The 14248-nt window shown below is 71.0% G+C and carries 15 protein-coding genes; 6 read left to right on the plus strand and 9 right to left on the minus strand.

Features of this window, described 5'->3' with window-relative positions:
- Window positions 1-16: 16 nt before the first annotated feature.
- Window positions 17-514: a hypothetical protein gene (locus tag NAEX_RS20495; protein WP_096329169.1), complete on the plus strand. Its 498-nt coding sequence runs from the start codon at window positions 17-19 to the stop codon at window positions 512-514.
- Between the two features lie 49 nt (window positions 515-563).
- Here NAEX_RS20495 and lysS read toward each other — a convergent pair whose 3' ends face one another.
- The 4 genes from lysS to NAEX_RS20515 all read right to left on the minus strand — a co-directional run bounded on the left by lysS (window position 564) and on the right by NAEX_RS20515 (window position 5214).
- Window positions 564-2204, minus strand: a complete 1641-nt coding sequence (lysS, locus tag NAEX_RS20500; RefSeq protein WP_096329170.1) for a lysine--tRNA ligase — start codon at window positions 2202-2204, stop codon at window positions 564-566.
- A gap of 264 nt (window positions 2205-2468) precedes the next feature.
- The gene (locus NAEX_RS20505; RefSeq protein WP_096329171.1) at window positions 2469-3305 is read right to left on the minus strand and encodes a hypothetical protein; all 837 of its coding nucleotides are present in this window, start codon (window positions 3303-3305) and stop codon (window positions 2469-2471) included.
- Window positions 3302-4015 carry a hypothetical protein gene (locus NAEX_RS20510; RefSeq protein ID WP_143140819.1) on the minus strand — a complete coding sequence of 238 codons (714 nt, stop codon included), beginning with the start codon at window positions 4013-4015 and terminating at the stop codon, window positions 3302-3304. The genes NAEX_RS20505 and NAEX_RS20510 overlap by 4 nt, the downstream gene beginning before the upstream one ends.
- Before the next feature lie 5 nt (window positions 4016-4020).
- Window positions 4021-5214: a retropepsin-like aspartic protease family protein gene (locus NAEX_RS20515; protein WP_096329173.1), complete on the minus strand. Its 1194-nt coding sequence runs from the start codon at window positions 5212-5214 to the stop codon at window positions 4021-4023.
- A gap of 134 nt (window positions 5215-5348) precedes the next feature.
- Here NAEX_RS20515 and NAEX_RS20520 point away from each other — a divergent pair, with 134 nt between their 5' ends.
- Window positions 5349-6485 (plus strand): response regulator, encoded by a 1137-nt coding sequence (locus NAEX_RS20520; protein WP_096329174.1) that lies wholly within the window; start codon window positions 5349-5351, stop codon window positions 6483-6485.
- A 161-nt stretch (window positions 6486-6646) separates the two neighbouring features.
- Here the strand turns inward: NAEX_RS20520 and NAEX_RS20525 are convergent, their stop codons facing one another.
- Genes NAEX_RS20525 through NAEX_RS20535 form a run of 3 tightly spaced genes read right to left on the minus strand, consistent with a single transcriptional unit; the run spans window position 6647 to window position 7892 of the window.
- Window positions 6647-7030, minus strand: a complete 384-nt coding sequence (locus NAEX_RS20525; RefSeq protein WP_096329175.1) for a hypothetical protein — start codon at window positions 7028-7030, stop codon at window positions 6647-6649.
- A gap of 25 nt (window positions 7031-7055) precedes the next feature.
- A complete protein-coding gene (locus tag NAEX_RS20530) occupies window positions 7056-7355 on the minus strand; it encodes a hypothetical protein (RefSeq protein ID WP_143140818.1) in 300 nt (99 codons plus the stop codon).
- 27 nt (window positions 7356-7382) lie between these two features.
- Window positions 7383-7892, minus strand: coding sequence for a Fur family transcriptional regulator (locus NAEX_RS20535; RefSeq protein ID WP_096329177.1), 510 nt, complete (start codon window positions 7890-7892; stop codon window positions 7383-7385).
- An 80-nt stretch (window positions 7893-7972) separates the two neighbouring features.
- Between NAEX_RS20535 and xseB the strand changes: the two genes are divergently transcribed.
- Together xseB and NAEX_RS20545 are read left to right on the plus strand one after the other, a co-directional pair.
- A complete protein-coding gene (gene xseB / locus NAEX_RS20540) occupies window positions 7973-8305 on the plus strand; it encodes an exodeoxyribonuclease VII small subunit (protein WP_096329178.1) in 333 nt (110 codons plus the stop codon).
- Entirely contained in the window at window positions 8289-9149 is an 861-nt protein-coding gene (locus NAEX_RS20545; protein WP_096329179.1) for a polyprenyl synthetase family protein, read from the plus strand. The genes xseB and NAEX_RS20545 overlap by 17 nt, the downstream gene beginning before the upstream one ends.
- 417 nt (window positions 9150-9566) lie before the next feature.
- Here NAEX_RS20545 and NAEX_RS20550 read toward each other — a convergent pair whose 3' ends face one another.
- Both NAEX_RS20550 and NAEX_RS20555 read right to left on the minus strand, forming a co-directional pair.
- The gene (locus NAEX_RS20550; protein ID WP_096329180.1) at window positions 9567-10784 is read right to left on the minus strand and encodes an ATP-grasp domain-containing protein; all 1218 of its coding nucleotides are present in this window, start codon (window positions 10782-10784) and stop codon (window positions 9567-9569) included.
- 11 nt (window positions 10785-10795) lie between these two features.
- Complete coding sequence (locus NAEX_RS20555) at window positions 10796-11956, minus strand: ATP-grasp domain-containing protein (protein WP_211302440.1); 1161 nt, start codon at window positions 11954-11956, stop codon at window positions 10796-10798.
- 173 nt (window positions 11957-12129) lie between these two features.
- Between NAEX_RS20555 and NAEX_RS20560 the strand changes: the two genes are divergently transcribed.
- Window positions 12130-13041 (plus strand): Type 1 glutamine amidotransferase-like domain-containing protein, encoded by a 912-nt coding sequence (locus NAEX_RS20560; protein WP_170135871.1) that lies wholly within the window; start codon window positions 12130-12132, stop codon window positions 13039-13041.
- Between the two features lie 8 nt (window positions 13042-13049).
- The gene (locus NAEX_RS20565) at window positions 13050-14207 is read left to right on the plus strand and encodes an alpha/beta hydrolase-fold protein (protein WP_211302441.1); all 1158 of its coding nucleotides are present in this window, start codon (window positions 13050-13052) and stop codon (window positions 14205-14207) included.
- Window positions 14208-14248: the final 41 nt, after the last annotated feature.

A 14248-nucleotide genomic window follows, 5' to 3' on the forward strand; every position in this document is an offset into this window, starting at 1 on the left:
CGGCGTATGCTCGGGCATGCGCGAGCGACCGAGTCGTCGGCTGCGGGGCCTGGTGGGGTTCGGGTTGTTCGGGGTGACGTGGTGGTTCTTCGGCAACCTCTACGAGGAGCTGGTGCTGATGCCGAACTTCCTCGTCGACGCGCCGGGCAAGCGGGCGCACTGGCTCGGGTTTTTCGCCGAGGTCACGCCGGTGCGGTACTACTTGCCGCTCGGGCCGCTGGCGACGCTGGCGCTGGTGTTCGCGTGGCTGCGGGCGCGCGCGGAGGCGCCGGAGGTGGCGGCGGAGCTGCGAGCGGCGGTGCTGGCGGTCGCGGCGGGCTGGGGGGTGTCGGCCTACATCGTGCCGGCGATCAACCTGCGGCTGTTCGAGCCGGCGCCGCTGCCGGACGAGCTGGCGCGGCCGCTGGCGATCCGGTGGCTGACGCTCAACGCGGTGCGGCTCGTCTGCGTGGGCTTCGCGGCCGTGAAGGTGCTGTCGGCCTGGACGCGGCTGACGGCCGACGGGCGCGGGTGACGAGAGGACAGGTCCTTCGGGCCATGCCCGAAGAACCATGCCCGTTGGTTCATGTCCCCGCGGGCAGGCTCGGGGCCAGCAGCGACAGGGCGCGGGCGGGGCCGATCGCGGTGATCAGGGTGGTGAGCTTGGGGCCCTTGTCGCGGCCGATGAGGAGGTCGTAGACGACCGGGAGGAAGGTCTTGTTGTCGAGGCTGGTGCCCTCGCACAGCGACTTCATGGTCGGGACGAGGTCGTCCTCGCGGACCTCCTCGCGGCCGCGGAGGGCGGCGACGAGGCGGCCGAGGCAGGTGGCCTCGTCGGCGGTCAGCTCGCGCTGCTTGGGCTCGCGGCGGAGCTTGTAGCGGAACTCGTCGGGGCCCCACTCGGCGATCCAATTCCACACGCAGCGGGCGCGCTGGCGGGTCAGGCGGCGCGACTCGTCGCCGACGACCTGGCCGGCCTCCTCGTAGTAGGCCACGGTCTTGTCGAGGTCGCCCTCGAAGATCTGCAGCGTCATGCTGAGGTGGCGGAAGCCGGGCACGAACGGCATGACGTCGCCCTCGGCGATCCGCCGGTGGTCGACGCTGGCCAGCTGCATGGTGCGCTGGGCGACCAGGCGCGCCTGGGCGTCCTTGGCCGGCTCGACGCCGTAGGCGATCCGCCGCGTGCGGTCGTAGTTCTCGTAGAGGGTGATGACGTCGAGGTCGAAGCTGATCTGGAACTCGGTGTTGGGGCGGAACGAGACGAACAGCCAGCGCAGCACCTCGGGCTCGTAGATCTCGAGGCAGTCGGCGACGGTGACGACGTCGCCCTTGGAGCTCGAGATCTTGCCGGCGCGGCCCTTGATCCGCACGAAGTCGTAGCCGACGTACTCGGGGGCCTGCCAGCCGTAGACGACGCGGACGATGTCCTTGGCGGTGTCGAAGCTGCCGCCGGCGGTGCTGTGGTCCTTGCCGCCGGGCTCGAAGCAGACGCGCTCGTGGGCCCAGCGCATCGGCCAGTCGATGCGCCAGGGGAGCTTGAGGTTGCCGCCCTTGCGCAGGTCGACGTCGGCGGCGTGCTTGCACGCGCTGCAGTCGTAGTGGACGGTCCACTCGTCGACGACGGCGAAGGCGAGGGTGTCGCGGCCGCAGTTGTCGCAGAAGCCGGACAGCGGCAGCCAGTTGTCCTCGAGGCGGGTGTTGGCGGTGGTCTTGTCGCGGACGTCGTTGAGGATCGCGCGGATGTCGGCGGCGTGCTTGAGCGCGAGGCGGATGCCGTCGGCGTAGGCGCCGGCGCGGTAGCGCTGCGACTGGCGGATGAACTCGGGGCGGATGCCCAGCGGCGCGAGGCTCTTCTCGAAGGCGGCGATGTTGTGCCCGGCGTAGCTGTCGTGCTCGCCGTACGGGTCGGGCACGGCGCTGATGCTGCGGCGCAGGTTCTCGGTCAGCATGTCGCGCTTCGGCATGTCGGCCGGGACCTTGCGCAGGACGTCGAAGTCGTCCCACGAGTAGATGAAGCGGACGTCGGCGCCGCGGTCGCGCAGGGCGCGGGCGACGAGGTCGACGGTGATGACCTCGCGGAAGTTGCCGACGTGCACGACGCCCGAAGGCGTGATGCCGGCGGCGACGGTGACGACCTTGGCGTCGGCGTGCGCGGCGAGGGTTTTGGCGGCGGCCGCGTCGGCCCAGTGGTTGAGGTACGAATCGTGACCCGCTGCGGGATCCATGGCGGGAAGGTTGTCGCAGATGCGCAACGCCGCGAGAAGCCCCGCGATCACCAGCGCTGGTGACTTTGCGGCGGCGCGCCGCGAGGACGGTGGTTCGGAGCGCGGCGCCCGGCGGCGGTCGTGACTGCGCTGAAGGGGCGCTGCGGCCGATCGCGTCGGCGCGGGAGTCGGTGGACGCGGACAGCGACGCCGCTGCGCAGGACCTGCTGCGCAGCGGCGAAGTTCGGCGGCGCTGCGCCGGTGCGCGGCGTCGATGTCGATGGTTCAGGGCGCGGCAGCCGGGGCGGGGCCGCAGCTGGCCTCTTCCTGGAGCGCGTTGGCCGCGTCGATCAAGGGCTGGCCGGCGCCCTTGCTGGTGTAGATCTTGGTGGCCTCGCCGATCAGGCGGCAGGCCTCGGGGGTGTTCCGCTTGTCCTTGTAGCGGACGACGGCGGCCTGGCCCTCGAGCGCGCGGGCGGCGATGAGTTCGTTGCCGGGCTGCTTCTCGACCAGGCGCTGGGCCTTGACGAAGGTCGAGGCGGCGGAGTCGAGCTCGCCGGGGTTGACGATCGCGTTGTCCTCGCCGCCGAAGGCGAGGTTGATCTTGGTGTTGCCGTACATGACGAGGGCGAGGCCGGCGTTGGGGCCGTCCTTCTGGAGGTTGTAGGCCTCCTCGAAGTCGGCGGCGGCGCCGGCGAAGTCCTCGGTCTTGAGCTTGTAGGTGCCCTGGGCCAGCTTGGCGGCGATCTTCACCTCGGGGTCGCCGGTCTGGTCGGCCATCGCCAGGGCGTGGTCGGCCGGCTCCTTGGCGTTCTCGATCACGTCCTCGGCGAGCGCGAGCGACAGCCAGGCGGCGCCGAGGCCGGAGGCGCGGGCCTTCTGCTTCGACTTGAGGTCGTCGACGAGCGGCTTCATGCTCTCGATGACCTGGCTGTACTGGCCGGCGATGTACTTCTGGCGGGCCTCGGCGATCGCGGGCGGGTCGGGCTCGCTGGGGGCGGCCGCAGGCTTGTCGCCGGCGTCGGTGGTGGACTTGCCGTCGGGCGGCGGGGTCGTGTCCGCGGACTTCTTGCAGGCGGCGATCAGGCTGAACGCGGCGAGGCAGACGAGGATGCGCTTCATTCGGTGGTCTCCTGCGGGGCCTGTGCGGGGGAGGGAGGGGAGGATAGCGCCTCGGCGGCGGCGCGGACGGCAGTTTCTGAGGGGGCGGGCGAATTCGGCCGGCTGTGGACCCGCACGTAGAGGTTGCCGTCGCCGCCCATCGAGCCGTAGACGAGCCGGGTCGGGTCGGGGTCGTTGCCGAAGCGCTCGGGTTTGAACCGGCCGATGACCTCGACCTCGTCGCCGATGTACAGCCCCGTGCTGGCGACGCGCGGGCCGGTCTTCTCCTCGGGGGCGATGACTTCGGCGCGCTCGAGGTTCTCGAGGGTGACGCGGCCGGTGCTGTCGGCGACGACGACGAACTCGGCGGCGACGGCGGCGTCACGCGGGGCGCCGCTGCGGTTGCGCCACACGCACTCGCGGCCCGGGGCGCCGCCGAGGTTGCCGTCGGCCGAGGTGATGACGCCGCGGATCATGATCGGCTGGGCGTCGGCGCCGGCGATCGGCGTGAGCAGGCCGCGCTGGAGGGCGCGACCGACGAAGCCGGAGAACTGCGGGTCGGTCTTGAGGGCGCCCTTGGGCATGCGGCGACCCTTGGGCTCGAGGTTGCGGGCGCTGCCGAGGCGCTTCGCCCGGAAGTTGCCGAGCATGTAGACGAGGATCGCGACCGGGATCAGGACGGCGAGGACGACGTAGGACCACTCGAAGGTCGGGACGGCTTCTTCGACCATGGCGATCACCAGTACGCCTCGGCGAGCGCGAGGGTGAAGCCGAGCTTCTCGTGGTCCTCGGCGACCGTCTTGCCCTCGACCAGCGAGCGGCCGGAGCCGCCGGGCTCGATGCGGGCGATCGGCGCGCCGGCCATGCGCTGGCCGTCGGAGAAGTGGACCTCGGGGACCACGTTCTCGATCGCCACGGTGCTGCGGTTCTTGACCACCAGGACCCAGCGGATCCGTCCGAGCCAGATCTCCGGCGAGCCCTCGACCTCGATCTGCACCGCCGGGTAGATGTCGTAGGCGCGGTTCGGCCGGCCCTCGTGCGGGCGCGGCAGCAGCTTCATGCGCTCGGCCTGGTAGTCCATCTCGACCAGGAACTCGCGCATGACGTTGAGCCCGAGCAGGCCCTGCGAGCGGTCGTTGGCGCAGCCGTCACACACCGAGACGAGCAGGCCCTTGAGCTCGATGCCGCCGAGGCGCAGCTTCGGCAAGTAGACCATCCGGCTCTCGCGCGGGCCGCTGGCGGTGTTGAACTGCAGCGTCGGGGCGTCGGGCGGGACGGTGAGCCCGAGCTTCGCGGCGGTCTCGGTGTGCACCGTGGTGAACGAGGCGCCGGTGTCGAACAGGTACGGCAGGCTGAGTCGACCCGCGGGGCCCTCGAGCTCGACGTTCATGAGGATCGCGTTGCCGGCGGCGGAGAACGGCACGGCGATCGCGGAGCCGGGCGCCGCGCCCGCGGTGGCGGTGACGGGCGCGGTCTCGCGCGCGGTGGCGCGGGGAGCGGCGGGGACGGGCGGGGCGAGGCGATCTGCGAGGCCGTTGCCAACCGCACTGAGGATCCGCGCGACCTTGTGCGAGTCGCCGAAGCGCTTGCCCGCGAGGTCGCCCTGGGCCCGGAGCGACTGGACCAGCAGGCCCGGGATCACCTGAGTGCAGAGAAGGATCGCGCCCAAATTCCACAGCAGCGGGAGCCACATCATGGCCGCGGACAGGCGGCGGCCGTCGGTGCCGTACTTCCACACGGCGAGGGCGACCGGCAGGCCCAGGGTGACGACGAACGCGAGGAGCCACAGCCAAGGGGCCGACACGCGGGCGTCGAGCTGGGCGGTTCGCGCGAGCGAAAAGTTGCACCACAGCGCGAACGGCACCACGAACATCGACGCGAGGACGAGCGCAAAGGCGCCGAGCGAGCTCAGCGCCGCGGACGCGCTCATGGCCGGCCGGGCGTGCCTCGGTGCGCTGCGCGAAATGTTCACTTGCAGATACTATCTCGAGTGAGTGGCGTGGGGGCCAGTGAAGACTGTCGTTGGATCCTCGCGGGGAAAACCCGTAGGATGTGGCGACGGGAATGGCTGACGCGCCGAAGCCTGCGAAGATCGCCACGTTCGGCGTGCGCTTCGAATCCTACGACGACTTCCTCGTGGAGTACACAGACAACCTGCGGCGCGGGTTTCTGCTGCTCCCCGGCGTGCGCAGCCTCGAGGTGAACCAGCCGGTACGAGTGAAGCTGAGCCTGCCGAATCGCGCCATTTTGTACCTCAGCGGGACGGCGGTCGACCTCGGGGCCGACGGCGGCAAGGGCACGCTGATCCAGCTGGCGGCGTTCACGGCCGAGCAGGAGCGGATCTTCGGCCTGTGCGTGAACTCGGTGCTGGACGCGTCGACGAGCCCGAAGGCGGAGCCGCCGCCGACGCGTCCGCTCAACGTGCTGCTGGTCGACGACTCGCCCAGCGTCCGCACCGAGATGGCGGCGGCGCTGCGCGAACGCGGGCTGAACGTCACCACCGCCGACAACGGGCTGATGGCGATCTCCGCCGCGCTCAAGAGCGAGCCGGACCTGCTGCTCACCGACGTCGAGATGCCCGAGATGGACGGCTGGACGCTGCTGCGGATGGCCCGCGGCCGCAAGAAGCTGGCCCACGTGCCGATCGTGTTCCTCACCGCGCTGTCCGACGACATGTCGCGGCTTCAGGGCTATCGCATGGGGGTCGACGACTACCTGCCGAAGAACCTGTCGGCGGACGAGATCGTCGCCCGTCTGCAAGGCGTGGTCGCCCGCCGGGCCGGCCTCGGGGCCGCCGAGAACCGCGGGCTGCGCGGCGACCTGCAGCACGTGCGGCTCGGCAGCGTGCTGTCGTTCCTCGAGGCCGAGAAGAAGACCGGCGACCTGCGGCTCGAGAGCGGGCAAGACAGCGCGGTGCTGCGGCTCGTGCAGGGCGTGCTGCGCGACGTCAAGAACCTCGGCTACGCCGCCTCGGCGATCGACCGCGTGTTCGACCTGCTGGGCTGGGAGGCGGGTCAGTTCGAGTTCTTCACGCTCGAGCCGCGCGAGATGCACGACCTCTCGCTCGAGCCGATGTCGATCACCTGGCTGCTGATGGAGCACGCGCGCCGCGAAGACGAGGCCAACGAGACCGCGCGGCGCGAGCGGCTGCTGATGAGCGAGCTCGCCAGCCAGTCCGGCTCGTTCGACCAGGACTTGTAGACAGGTCCCCGAGGGCAGGTCCACAAGGACATGTTCTCACGAACATGTCCTCAAGAGCAGTCCCCGTGGAACATGCTCCGGCGGGCAGGTTCGCGGGGGCCGCGAACGGCGAAGCGCCCGCCGAGCATCTCGACGACGCTCGCGGGCGCTTCGGGGTCGGCTCAGCGGGCGGGCTTGCCCTTGCCGGAGGTGTTGGCGGCCTTGGGGGCCGAGCCGTCGGTGGCGCAGGCGGCGTCGGCGATGTAGCGGCTGCCGGACTGATACGGCTCGGTGTTGAGGATCAGCAGGTTGCCGCCGTTCATGCCGCAGTGCTGCTTGGCCAGGTCGACGGCCTCCTGCGCGGTGGGAGCCTTGCCGATGGCGGTGCCGAGCGTGGTGTAGGCGGTGTCGCCGAGGGCTTCCTTCGAGGCGACGGTCTTGACCTGCGAGGCCGGCACGCGCGCGCCGGTGCCGTTGCCCTTGAACCTGCCGGAGTAGCCGCCGGCGCAGGCGCCCAGGGCGAGGGCGAGGGAGACGAGGAGGAGAGGACGCGAGGCTTTGCGCATGAGTGAGAGGCTCCGATGTGCCGGGTCAGACGGCGGGGGGGCCGGGCAGATTTCCTGGGTGAGCGGCCGAGCCGGGCCCGGACTGCATGACGCGGAGGGCGGGAGAACGCACGCCGCGGGGCGCACTGGAGGTCGTCCCCGGGCCGGGCGGGACCGCCCCGGCCGCCTTCTCGCAGGCGCTCGCGCCCTCGCAGCGGGCGCACGAGCCGCCGCAGTCGGCCCGGCGGCGGATCAGCCAGCGGGCGGTGAGCCAGCCCGCTGCCAAAGCGACGGCGGCGAGCGCGGCGAGCTGTTGCAGCAGGACCTGGAGATCGGCTTCGGGCATGGTGACGCGCAGCACAAAAAGCGTACGTCAGTCGCTGAGCTTGCGCTGCTCCTCGTTCGGGCACCACCCGCCCTTGATCCCACGGGCCCTGGGGCAAAGGCCGTAGAGCTCGAGCCGATGGCGGACCAGGCTGAACCCGAAGCTGCGAGCGACCCGCTCCTGCTCGTGTTCGATGTCGTCGTTCTGGAACTCGAGCACGTGCTGGCACTCGATGCAGATCAGGTGGTCGTGGTGCTCGGTGTCGCCGGCGGTCTCGTACATCGTCTGGCCGTCGCCGAAGCGGCGCTGGGCCGCGAGGCCGCACTCGGCGAGCAGCTTGAGGGTGCGGTAGACCGTGGCGTAGCCGATGCGCGGGTTCTCGGCGCGGCTCAGGGTGAGCAGCTCCTCGATGCTGATGTGGCCGTGGGCCGCGAAGAACTTCTGCGCGATGAGGTCGCGCTGGCGGGTCGACTTGAGCTGCTTCTTGCTGAGGTAGGCGTGGAACTGCCCCATCAAGCTCTCGATGTCGGGCACCGCAGATTGCCGACGGTCGTGCATCGGCAGGAAAGCTATCGCGGCAAAGCCGCCGCGGCAAGCGTTGCGAGGCTGGATCTCCGGCCCGTATACTCCGCGGCCGCATGGCGTCCCCGGGCAAACCGAACCCATCCAAACGCCCCGCGGCCGGGAAACCCGCCGACCCCGCGGCGGAGCCGGCGCGCGAAGGCCCGGCCATCGATCAGGTGCTCGCCAGCCTCGAGCGTGTGGTCGCCGAGCTCGAGGCCGGGGACCTCCCGCTCGAGACGGCCCTGCAGCGCTTCGAAGACGGCGTGCGACTCGCGCGGCGCGGCACGGCCCTGCTCGACGCGGTCGAGCAGCGGGTCGAGGTCCTCCTCGAGGGCCGTGACGAGGCGGTGCCGTTCCCCGGGGCCGGCGAAGCGGAAGAGAGTGACGACGATGACGAAAACTTTTGAGCTCAACGCCTACCTCGGCGAGCGCCGCAAGCTGGTCGACGAGGCCATCGTGCGCGCGCTGCCCGAGGCCGGCGCCGGCGACCCCGGCCGCCTCAAGGAGGGCATGCGCTACGCGGTGCTGCAGGGCGGCAAGCGCATGCGACCGCTGGTGATCATCGCCGCCTGCGAGGCCGTGGGCGGCGCCGCCGAGGCCGCGCTGCCGGCCTGCTGCGCGCTGGAGATGGTCCACGCCTACTCGCTCGTGCACGACGACCTGCCGGCGATGGACAACGACCTCGAGCGCCGCGGCCAGCCGACGGTCCACGTCGCGTTCGGCCACGCCGAGGCGATCCTCATCGGCGACGCGCTGCTGACCTGTGCCTTCGCGGCGTTGATGCGCGGGGCGGACCGCGTGCCGCCGGCCAACCTGGTCGCGGCGGTCCGCGTGCTCGCCCACCACGCCGGCGTCGACGGCATGGTCGGCGGTCAGGCGCTCGACCTGGCGCTCGGTCAGGACATCCGCGACCTCGCCGCGCTCGAGCAGGTCCACGCGCTCAAGACCGGGGCGCTGTACGCCGCCGCGGGCGCGCTCGGGGCCCTCTACGCCGGCGCCGACGCCGACACCGTGCGCTCGCTCGAGTCGTGGGGCCTCAAGTTCGGGGTCGCGTTCCAGCACGCCGACGACATCCTCGACGACGACCAGAAGGCCCTGCGCGCGCAGGCGCTGGCCCGCGTCGACCAGCTGGTCGGCGAGTGCGACGCGATCGCGGCCCCGCTCGGCGACAAGGCCGAGCCGCTGCGGGCGATCTCCAAGTGGGTCCGCGACCGCGCCCACGACGCCGCGGCCGGCGTCAAGGCCGACTGACGGCGCGGCGGAGGCCGCGGGTGAAAGGAGGGCCGCGCGAGGGCGCGGCCTTCCTGCGTTCGGGCGAGCGCCGGGCGAGCACGCGGCCGCGTTCGGGCGAGCGCCGGGCGACGGCTCGTTCGGGCGAGCTCTGGGCCGGGCGGCCATCCTGCGTTCAGGCGAGGGCTGTGCGAGGCCTCGTCCGGGCGAGGGCTGGGCGAGGCCTCGTCCGGGCGAGCGCTGGGTGAGGGCTCGTTCGGGCGAGCGCCGGGTGAGGTCGAGGCCTCGCACCGCGAGGGGGGCTCGCCCGGCCGCGCCGAGCTGTGGCCGGCGGCGCGCCCGAACGGGCGTGTTCTGGGGGACATGCCCTTTCGAGCATATGGAAAGGGACATGCCCAAAAGAGCATGTCCCTTCGTGCAGCCGCAGCTCGGCCGGCCTCACCCGGCGTGGATCCGCAGCGTCGAGATGGCGAAGCGCATCATGTCCATGCAGGTGCGGAAGTCCGGGTGGCGCAGGATCATGTAGCCGTCGGACAGCAGGGTCTGGCGCCAGTCGCGGCGGTTGCTGCCGATCGGCAGCAGGTCGGAGACGACCAGGCTGGGCCCCAGGCGCTGCTTGATCTCCTCGAGGCCCTCGATGCGGCGGATCTTGCCCTGGCCCATGGCCCGCTTGAACAGCGCGGCGACGTGGTAGCGGCGCTGCGGCTTGGCCTCGAAGCTCTTCCAGCAGATCGCGCGCGCGGTCTCGCGGTAGAGGTCGAAGTCGTTGGCGAAGTTCATCTGGTCGACGAGCTTGCCGCCGGGGGAGCGGGCGGCGATCTCGCCGAACACGGCCTCGCCGTTCGGCTTCTTGTACCACTCCATGTGGGTGAAGCCGGTCGTCATGCCGAGCGCCTTGAGCACCTTGCGCCCGAGCTCGATGCCGGGCATCAGCGCCGGCTGGTAGGGGTCGCGGAAGACCACCTGCGCCGGCGTGATCCACTCGTTGTTGCGGCCCTCCATCGGCTTCGGGAAGTACTGGGCGACGCTCTCGAACACCGGCTCGCCGTTGATGCAGACGGTGTCGTAGGTGAACTCCTCGCCCTCGATGAACTCCTCGAGGTTGATCTCGGGGTGGCGCTCGACGGCGCCGAGGACCGCGCGCAGCTCGGCGTCGTCGCCGACGCGGTAGGTGTCGGCCGAGCCGGCGCCGGCGACCGGCTTGACGCACACCGGGTAGCCGATCGCGTAGGCGGCCTCGAACGCCTCGCGGGCGGTGCGGACGCGGGCGAACCGCGGCACCCGGAGGTCGGCGTCGAACAGCCGCTGCTTCATGATCGGCTTGTCGCGGAAGCCGATGGCGACGTCCGGGCTCATGCCCGGCATGCCGAGCTCCTGGCGCACGCGGGCGGCGAGCACGACGCAGGGCTCCCACAGGCACTCGACGCGGTCGGGGCGGATCCGCCGGGCCGCCTGGACGATGTGGCGCACGGCCCCGTCCTCGTCGAACAGGCTGGGGATCTGCAAGTAGTCGCGGAGGTGCCGCTGGACCTTCGCCGGCAGCGCGGCCTTCGGCAGCTCGCCGACGCCGTAGACCTGCGCCCCGACCTCGGCGAGGCCGCGGGTGAAGTCCTGCATCTCTTCGGGGTAGTGGGGGGAGATGAAGAGAACCTTCATGGACTGGCTCCTCAACCGGCGCGGACCTTCACCGTGCGGCCGATGACCTCGAAGATCTCGCGCATGGTGTCGTAGTCGGGGTGACGCATCTGAATCCAGGCGTTGGCCATGTAGCCGGCCTCGATCGGCTGGGTCGGCCAACCCGCGGGCGGCAGGTGGGCGCGGCAGATGTACTGGCCGAAGCGGCGCTGGACCTCGTCGATGCCCTCGTAGCCGCGGATCCGCCCGTCGCGGTCGGGCCTCAGGGCGATGATGCCGCTGGCGAACCGCCGCGACGGCCGCCGCTCGACCCGGCCGTGCACGACCGCGTTGGCCCACTCGCGGTAGATGTCGATGTCGTTGCCGTCGGCGTAGACGTCCCACTGACCGACGCCCGGCGGGCGCGAGCCGATCTCCGAGAACTTGAGCCCCTTGGGCCCGTAGAACCACTCCATGTGGGTCGCGGTGGTGCCGAGCTCCATCACCTCGATCACCTTGCGGCCCATCGCCTTGAGCTCGTCGTAGCCCGACGCGTCGATGCGGTTGGTCGACACGATGTAGGGCGTGATCCACCGGTTGCGCATCGCGTCGAGGACGTTGGGGTAGTAGTGCGAGACGAACTCGAACACCGGGCGGCCGTTGATCGAGAGCGTGTCGTAGAAGCCCTCGTGGCCCTCGATGAACTCCTCGAGCGCGACCGAGGCGCCGCGGCCGACGTTCATCTCGCGGAGGGTCTGCACGAGGTGCTGCTCCTCGTCGACGCGGGTGGTCCCCGAGGCGCCGGCGCCGGCCCGCGGCTTGACGATCAGCGGGAACCCGACCCGGCGGGCGAACGCGAGGCCCTCTTCGAGCGAGTCGACGCCGGTCGACTGCGCGCACGGGATGTCGTGCTTGCGCAGGAACTCCTTCATCATCGGCTTGTCGCGGCACAGCATCGCCGACTGCAGCGAGGGGCCGGGGATCCGCGTCGCTTCGCGGACCTTGGCGGTGGTGATGATGTGGGCCTCGATGGTGCACTCGAGTCGGTCGACCCACTCGCGCTTCTGGCAGCGCCGCACCGCGTCGTAGAGCGCACCCTCGTCGACGACCGAGGGCACTTGCTCGTAGCCGTGCAGCCAGCTCTTCAGTTCATCGTCGAGCTGCGACGGATGCGCTTCGCCGATCCCGGTCACGCGGGCGCCGACCGAATGCATGGCGCGGACAAAATGCCTCTGGTAAGAGGGAAAGTGCGGGGCGACGAACAGGACATGCATGACGAGATTGTACCCCTCCGGGCCGCCGATTGCGTCGGATGGGTCGACGCGCAGGGGCCACTCAGGCGCCTTACCACGGCCTCGCGCGGGAGAACAACTCCATGACGCGCGGCGTGCTCCTCGGCCCTCAGCGCCTGCACCCCATCGTCGACAAGGCCGCCGACATGCTCGGCATCGACGGCCGGATCGCCGCCGTCACCGCGGGCTGGCAGGAGCGTGAGGCCGAGGACCAGGAGCTGTGCGCCGCGCTCGGCAACCGGGCCGTCAACTTGATGCTGCACGCGCGGGCCGAGACCGCCTTCCGCGAGGACCCCGAGCTGTTCGCGGCCCACCGGGCCAAGCAGGACCGCCTGCGGCAGTTGCAAGATCTCTATCGCCTGCGGCTCGCCAGCCACCTCAAGGCGGCCCGGCGGGTCCAGCAGGCCCAGGCGCCGCGCGACCTGATCGAGTCCGAGTTGGAGGAGGCGGTCCAGGCGATCCGCCTGCTCGACGCCCACCACGTCGTCAAGACCCAGCACATCCAGAAGGACTTCGACCGCAAGGTGAAGCCGCTCGAGCGGCCGGCGGTGGTGAAGCAGTTGAAGGAGATCGAGGCGATCCTGGCCGGCTGCGCGGGGGTGGCGATCGCCGGCGGGCACGTCGCCGTCCTTTATAATCGCCTGCGGCTGTTCGACCTCGGCCCGCGTCTCGCCGACCTGCCGATCATCGCCTGGTCGGCGGGGGCCATGGTGGTCTCGAGCCGGATCGTGCTGTTCCACGACAGCCCGCCGCAGGGCCGTGGCAACGCCGAGGTCCTAGAAGGCGGGCTCGGGCTGTTCCCGGGCGTGGTCCCGCTGCCGCACGCGCGCCGGCGGCTCAACCTGCAGGACCCGGGGCGTATCACGGTGTTCGCCCGCCGGTTCGCGCCGGCCACCTGCGTGGCGCTCGACGAGCGCTGCTTCATCCACTTCGAGGGCCCGCGCTGGAGCGCCGGGACCAACACGTTCCAGCTCCGCACCGACGGCCACCTGGTGGCGCTGCACTGATGCCGGCCATGAACACCCGTCTGAACCCGCCCATGAAGCTGGCGATCCAGAGCTTCCTCGCGCACGGCCCGGTCGACGCGGCGGCGATCGACAAGTTCCTGCGCGCGCACTCGTTCCCGCTGATCGAGGGCCGCAACGCCACCTTCGTCTACCGCGGCCCGGGCGACCAGGTGAACCTGCGCCACTGGGTGTTCGGGCTCGGCAGTTCGCAGCCGTTTACGCGGGTCGGCAACACCGACTTTTGGTACCACACGCTCGAGCTGCCGCCGCAGTCGCGGGTCGAGTACAAGCTCGAGGTGATCCTCGGCGGCGTCGGCACGTGGATCCGCGACCCGCTGAACCCCAACCTCGCGCACGACCCGTTCGGCGCCAACTCGGTGGCCCACGGGCAGGGCTACAAGACGCCGGCCTGGACCGAACATGACCCGGAGGCCAGGCCCGGGACGATCGTCGAGACCCAGCTCGAGGGCACGCCGCTCGGGACCCAGCGGGTCAGCATCTACTTGCCGGCCCGCTTTCGCGAGAGCCGGCGCTACCCGCTGCTCATCGTCCACGACGGCGGCGACTACCTGCGCTACGCGGCGCTGAAGACGGTGCTCGACAACCTGATCCACCGCCTCGAGGTCGCGCCGCTGGTGGCGGCGATCACCCACCCGGGCGACCGCATCGGCGAGTACCCCAACAACCCCAGCCACGCCGCCTTCATCGCCGAGCACCTGCTGCCGTTCATGGAGGGCCGCTACCCGCTGTACGCGGCGCCCGCGGCGCGCTGCCTGATGGGCGCGAGCTTCGGCGGCGTCGCCTCCCTCTCGACGGCCTGGCGCTACCCGGGCACGTTCGGGCGGCTGCTCCTGCAATCGGGGAGCTTTGCGTTCACCGACATCGGCGAGAACAAGCGCGGACCGGTGTTCGCCAGGGTGGTCGAGTTCGTCAACGCATTTCGTGAGAACCCCGGCAAGCCGAGCGACAAGGTCTACCTCAGCTGCGGCACCTACGAGAGCTTGATTTACGAGAATCGGTCGCTGGTGCCGCTCCTGCAGTCGACCGGGATGGACGTCAAGTACGAGGAGGCGCGCGACGGTCACAACTGGGAGAACTGGCGCGACCGCCTGCGGAGCGGGCTCTCGTGGCTGTTCCCGGGGCCGCTGTGGATGGTTTACGAGTAGCGCCCGGCGCGGGCGCCGGCCCTTGCAAACTGGGGCGAATT

It is taken from the genome of Nannocystis exedens, from assembly GCF_002343915.1.
GTDB classification, from domain to species: domain Bacteria; phylum Myxococcota_A; class Polyangia; order Nannocystales; family Nannocystaceae; genus Nannocystis; species Nannocystis exedens.

What these genes read in the sequence shown, in the direction of transcription:
- NAEX_RS20495 (WP_096329169.1), top strand. Translation starts at nt 17, where the DNA reads ATGCGCGAGCGACCGAGTCGTCGGCTGCGGGGCCTGGTGGGGTTCGGG.
- NAEX_RS20550 (WP_096329180.1), bottom strand. Translation starts at nt 10,784, where the DNA reads ATGAAGGTTCTCTTCATCTCCCCCCACTACCCCGAAGAGATGCAGGAC.
- lysS (WP_096329170.1), bottom strand. Translation starts at nt 2,204, where the DNA reads ATGGATCCCGCAGCGGGTCACGATTCGTACCTCAACCACTGGGCCGAC.
- NAEX_RS20515 (WP_096329173.1), bottom strand. Translation starts at nt 5,214, where the DNA reads ATGAGCGCGTCCGCGGCGCTGAGCTCGCTCGGCGCCTTTGCGCTCGTC.
- NAEX_RS20520 (WP_096329174.1), top strand. Translation starts at nt 5,349, where the DNA reads ATGGCTGACGCGCCGAAGCCTGCGAAGATCGCCACGTTCGGCGTGCGC.
- NAEX_RS20565 (WP_211302441.1), top strand. Translation starts at nt 13,050, where the DNA reads ATGAACACCCGTCTGAACCCGCCCATGAAGCTGGCGATCCAGAGCTTC.
- NAEX_RS20545 (WP_096329179.1), top strand. Translation starts at nt 8,289, where the DNA reads ATGACGAAAACTTTTGAGCTCAACGCCTACCTCGGCGAGCGCCGCAAG.
- NAEX_RS20510 (WP_143140819.1), bottom strand. Translation starts at nt 4,015, where the DNA reads ATGGTCGAAGAAGCCGTCCCGACCTTCGAGTGGTCCTACGTCGTCCTC.
- NAEX_RS20525 (WP_096329175.1), bottom strand. Translation starts at nt 7,030, where the DNA reads ATGCGCAAAGCCTCGCGTCCTCTCCTCCTCGTCTCCCTCGCCCTCGCC.
- xseB (WP_096329178.1), top strand. Translation starts at nt 7,973, where the DNA reads ATGGCGTCCCCGGGCAAACCGAACCCATCCAAACGCCCCGCGGCCGGG.
- NAEX_RS20535 (WP_096329177.1), bottom strand. Translation starts at nt 7,892, where the DNA reads ATGCACGACCGTCGGCAATCTGCGGTGCCCGACATCGAGAGCTTGATG.
- NAEX_RS20505 (WP_096329171.1), bottom strand. Translation starts at nt 3,305, where the DNA reads ATGAAGCGCATCCTCGTCTGCCTCGCCGCGTTCAGCCTGATCGCCGCC.
- NAEX_RS20555 (WP_211302440.1), bottom strand. Translation starts at nt 11,956, where the DNA reads ATGCATTCGGTCGGCGCCCGCGTGACCGGGATCGGCGAAGCGCATCCG.
- NAEX_RS20530 (WP_143140818.1), bottom strand. Translation starts at nt 7,355, where the DNA reads ATGCCCGAAGCCGATCTCCAGGTCCTGCTGCAACAGCTCGCCGCGCTC.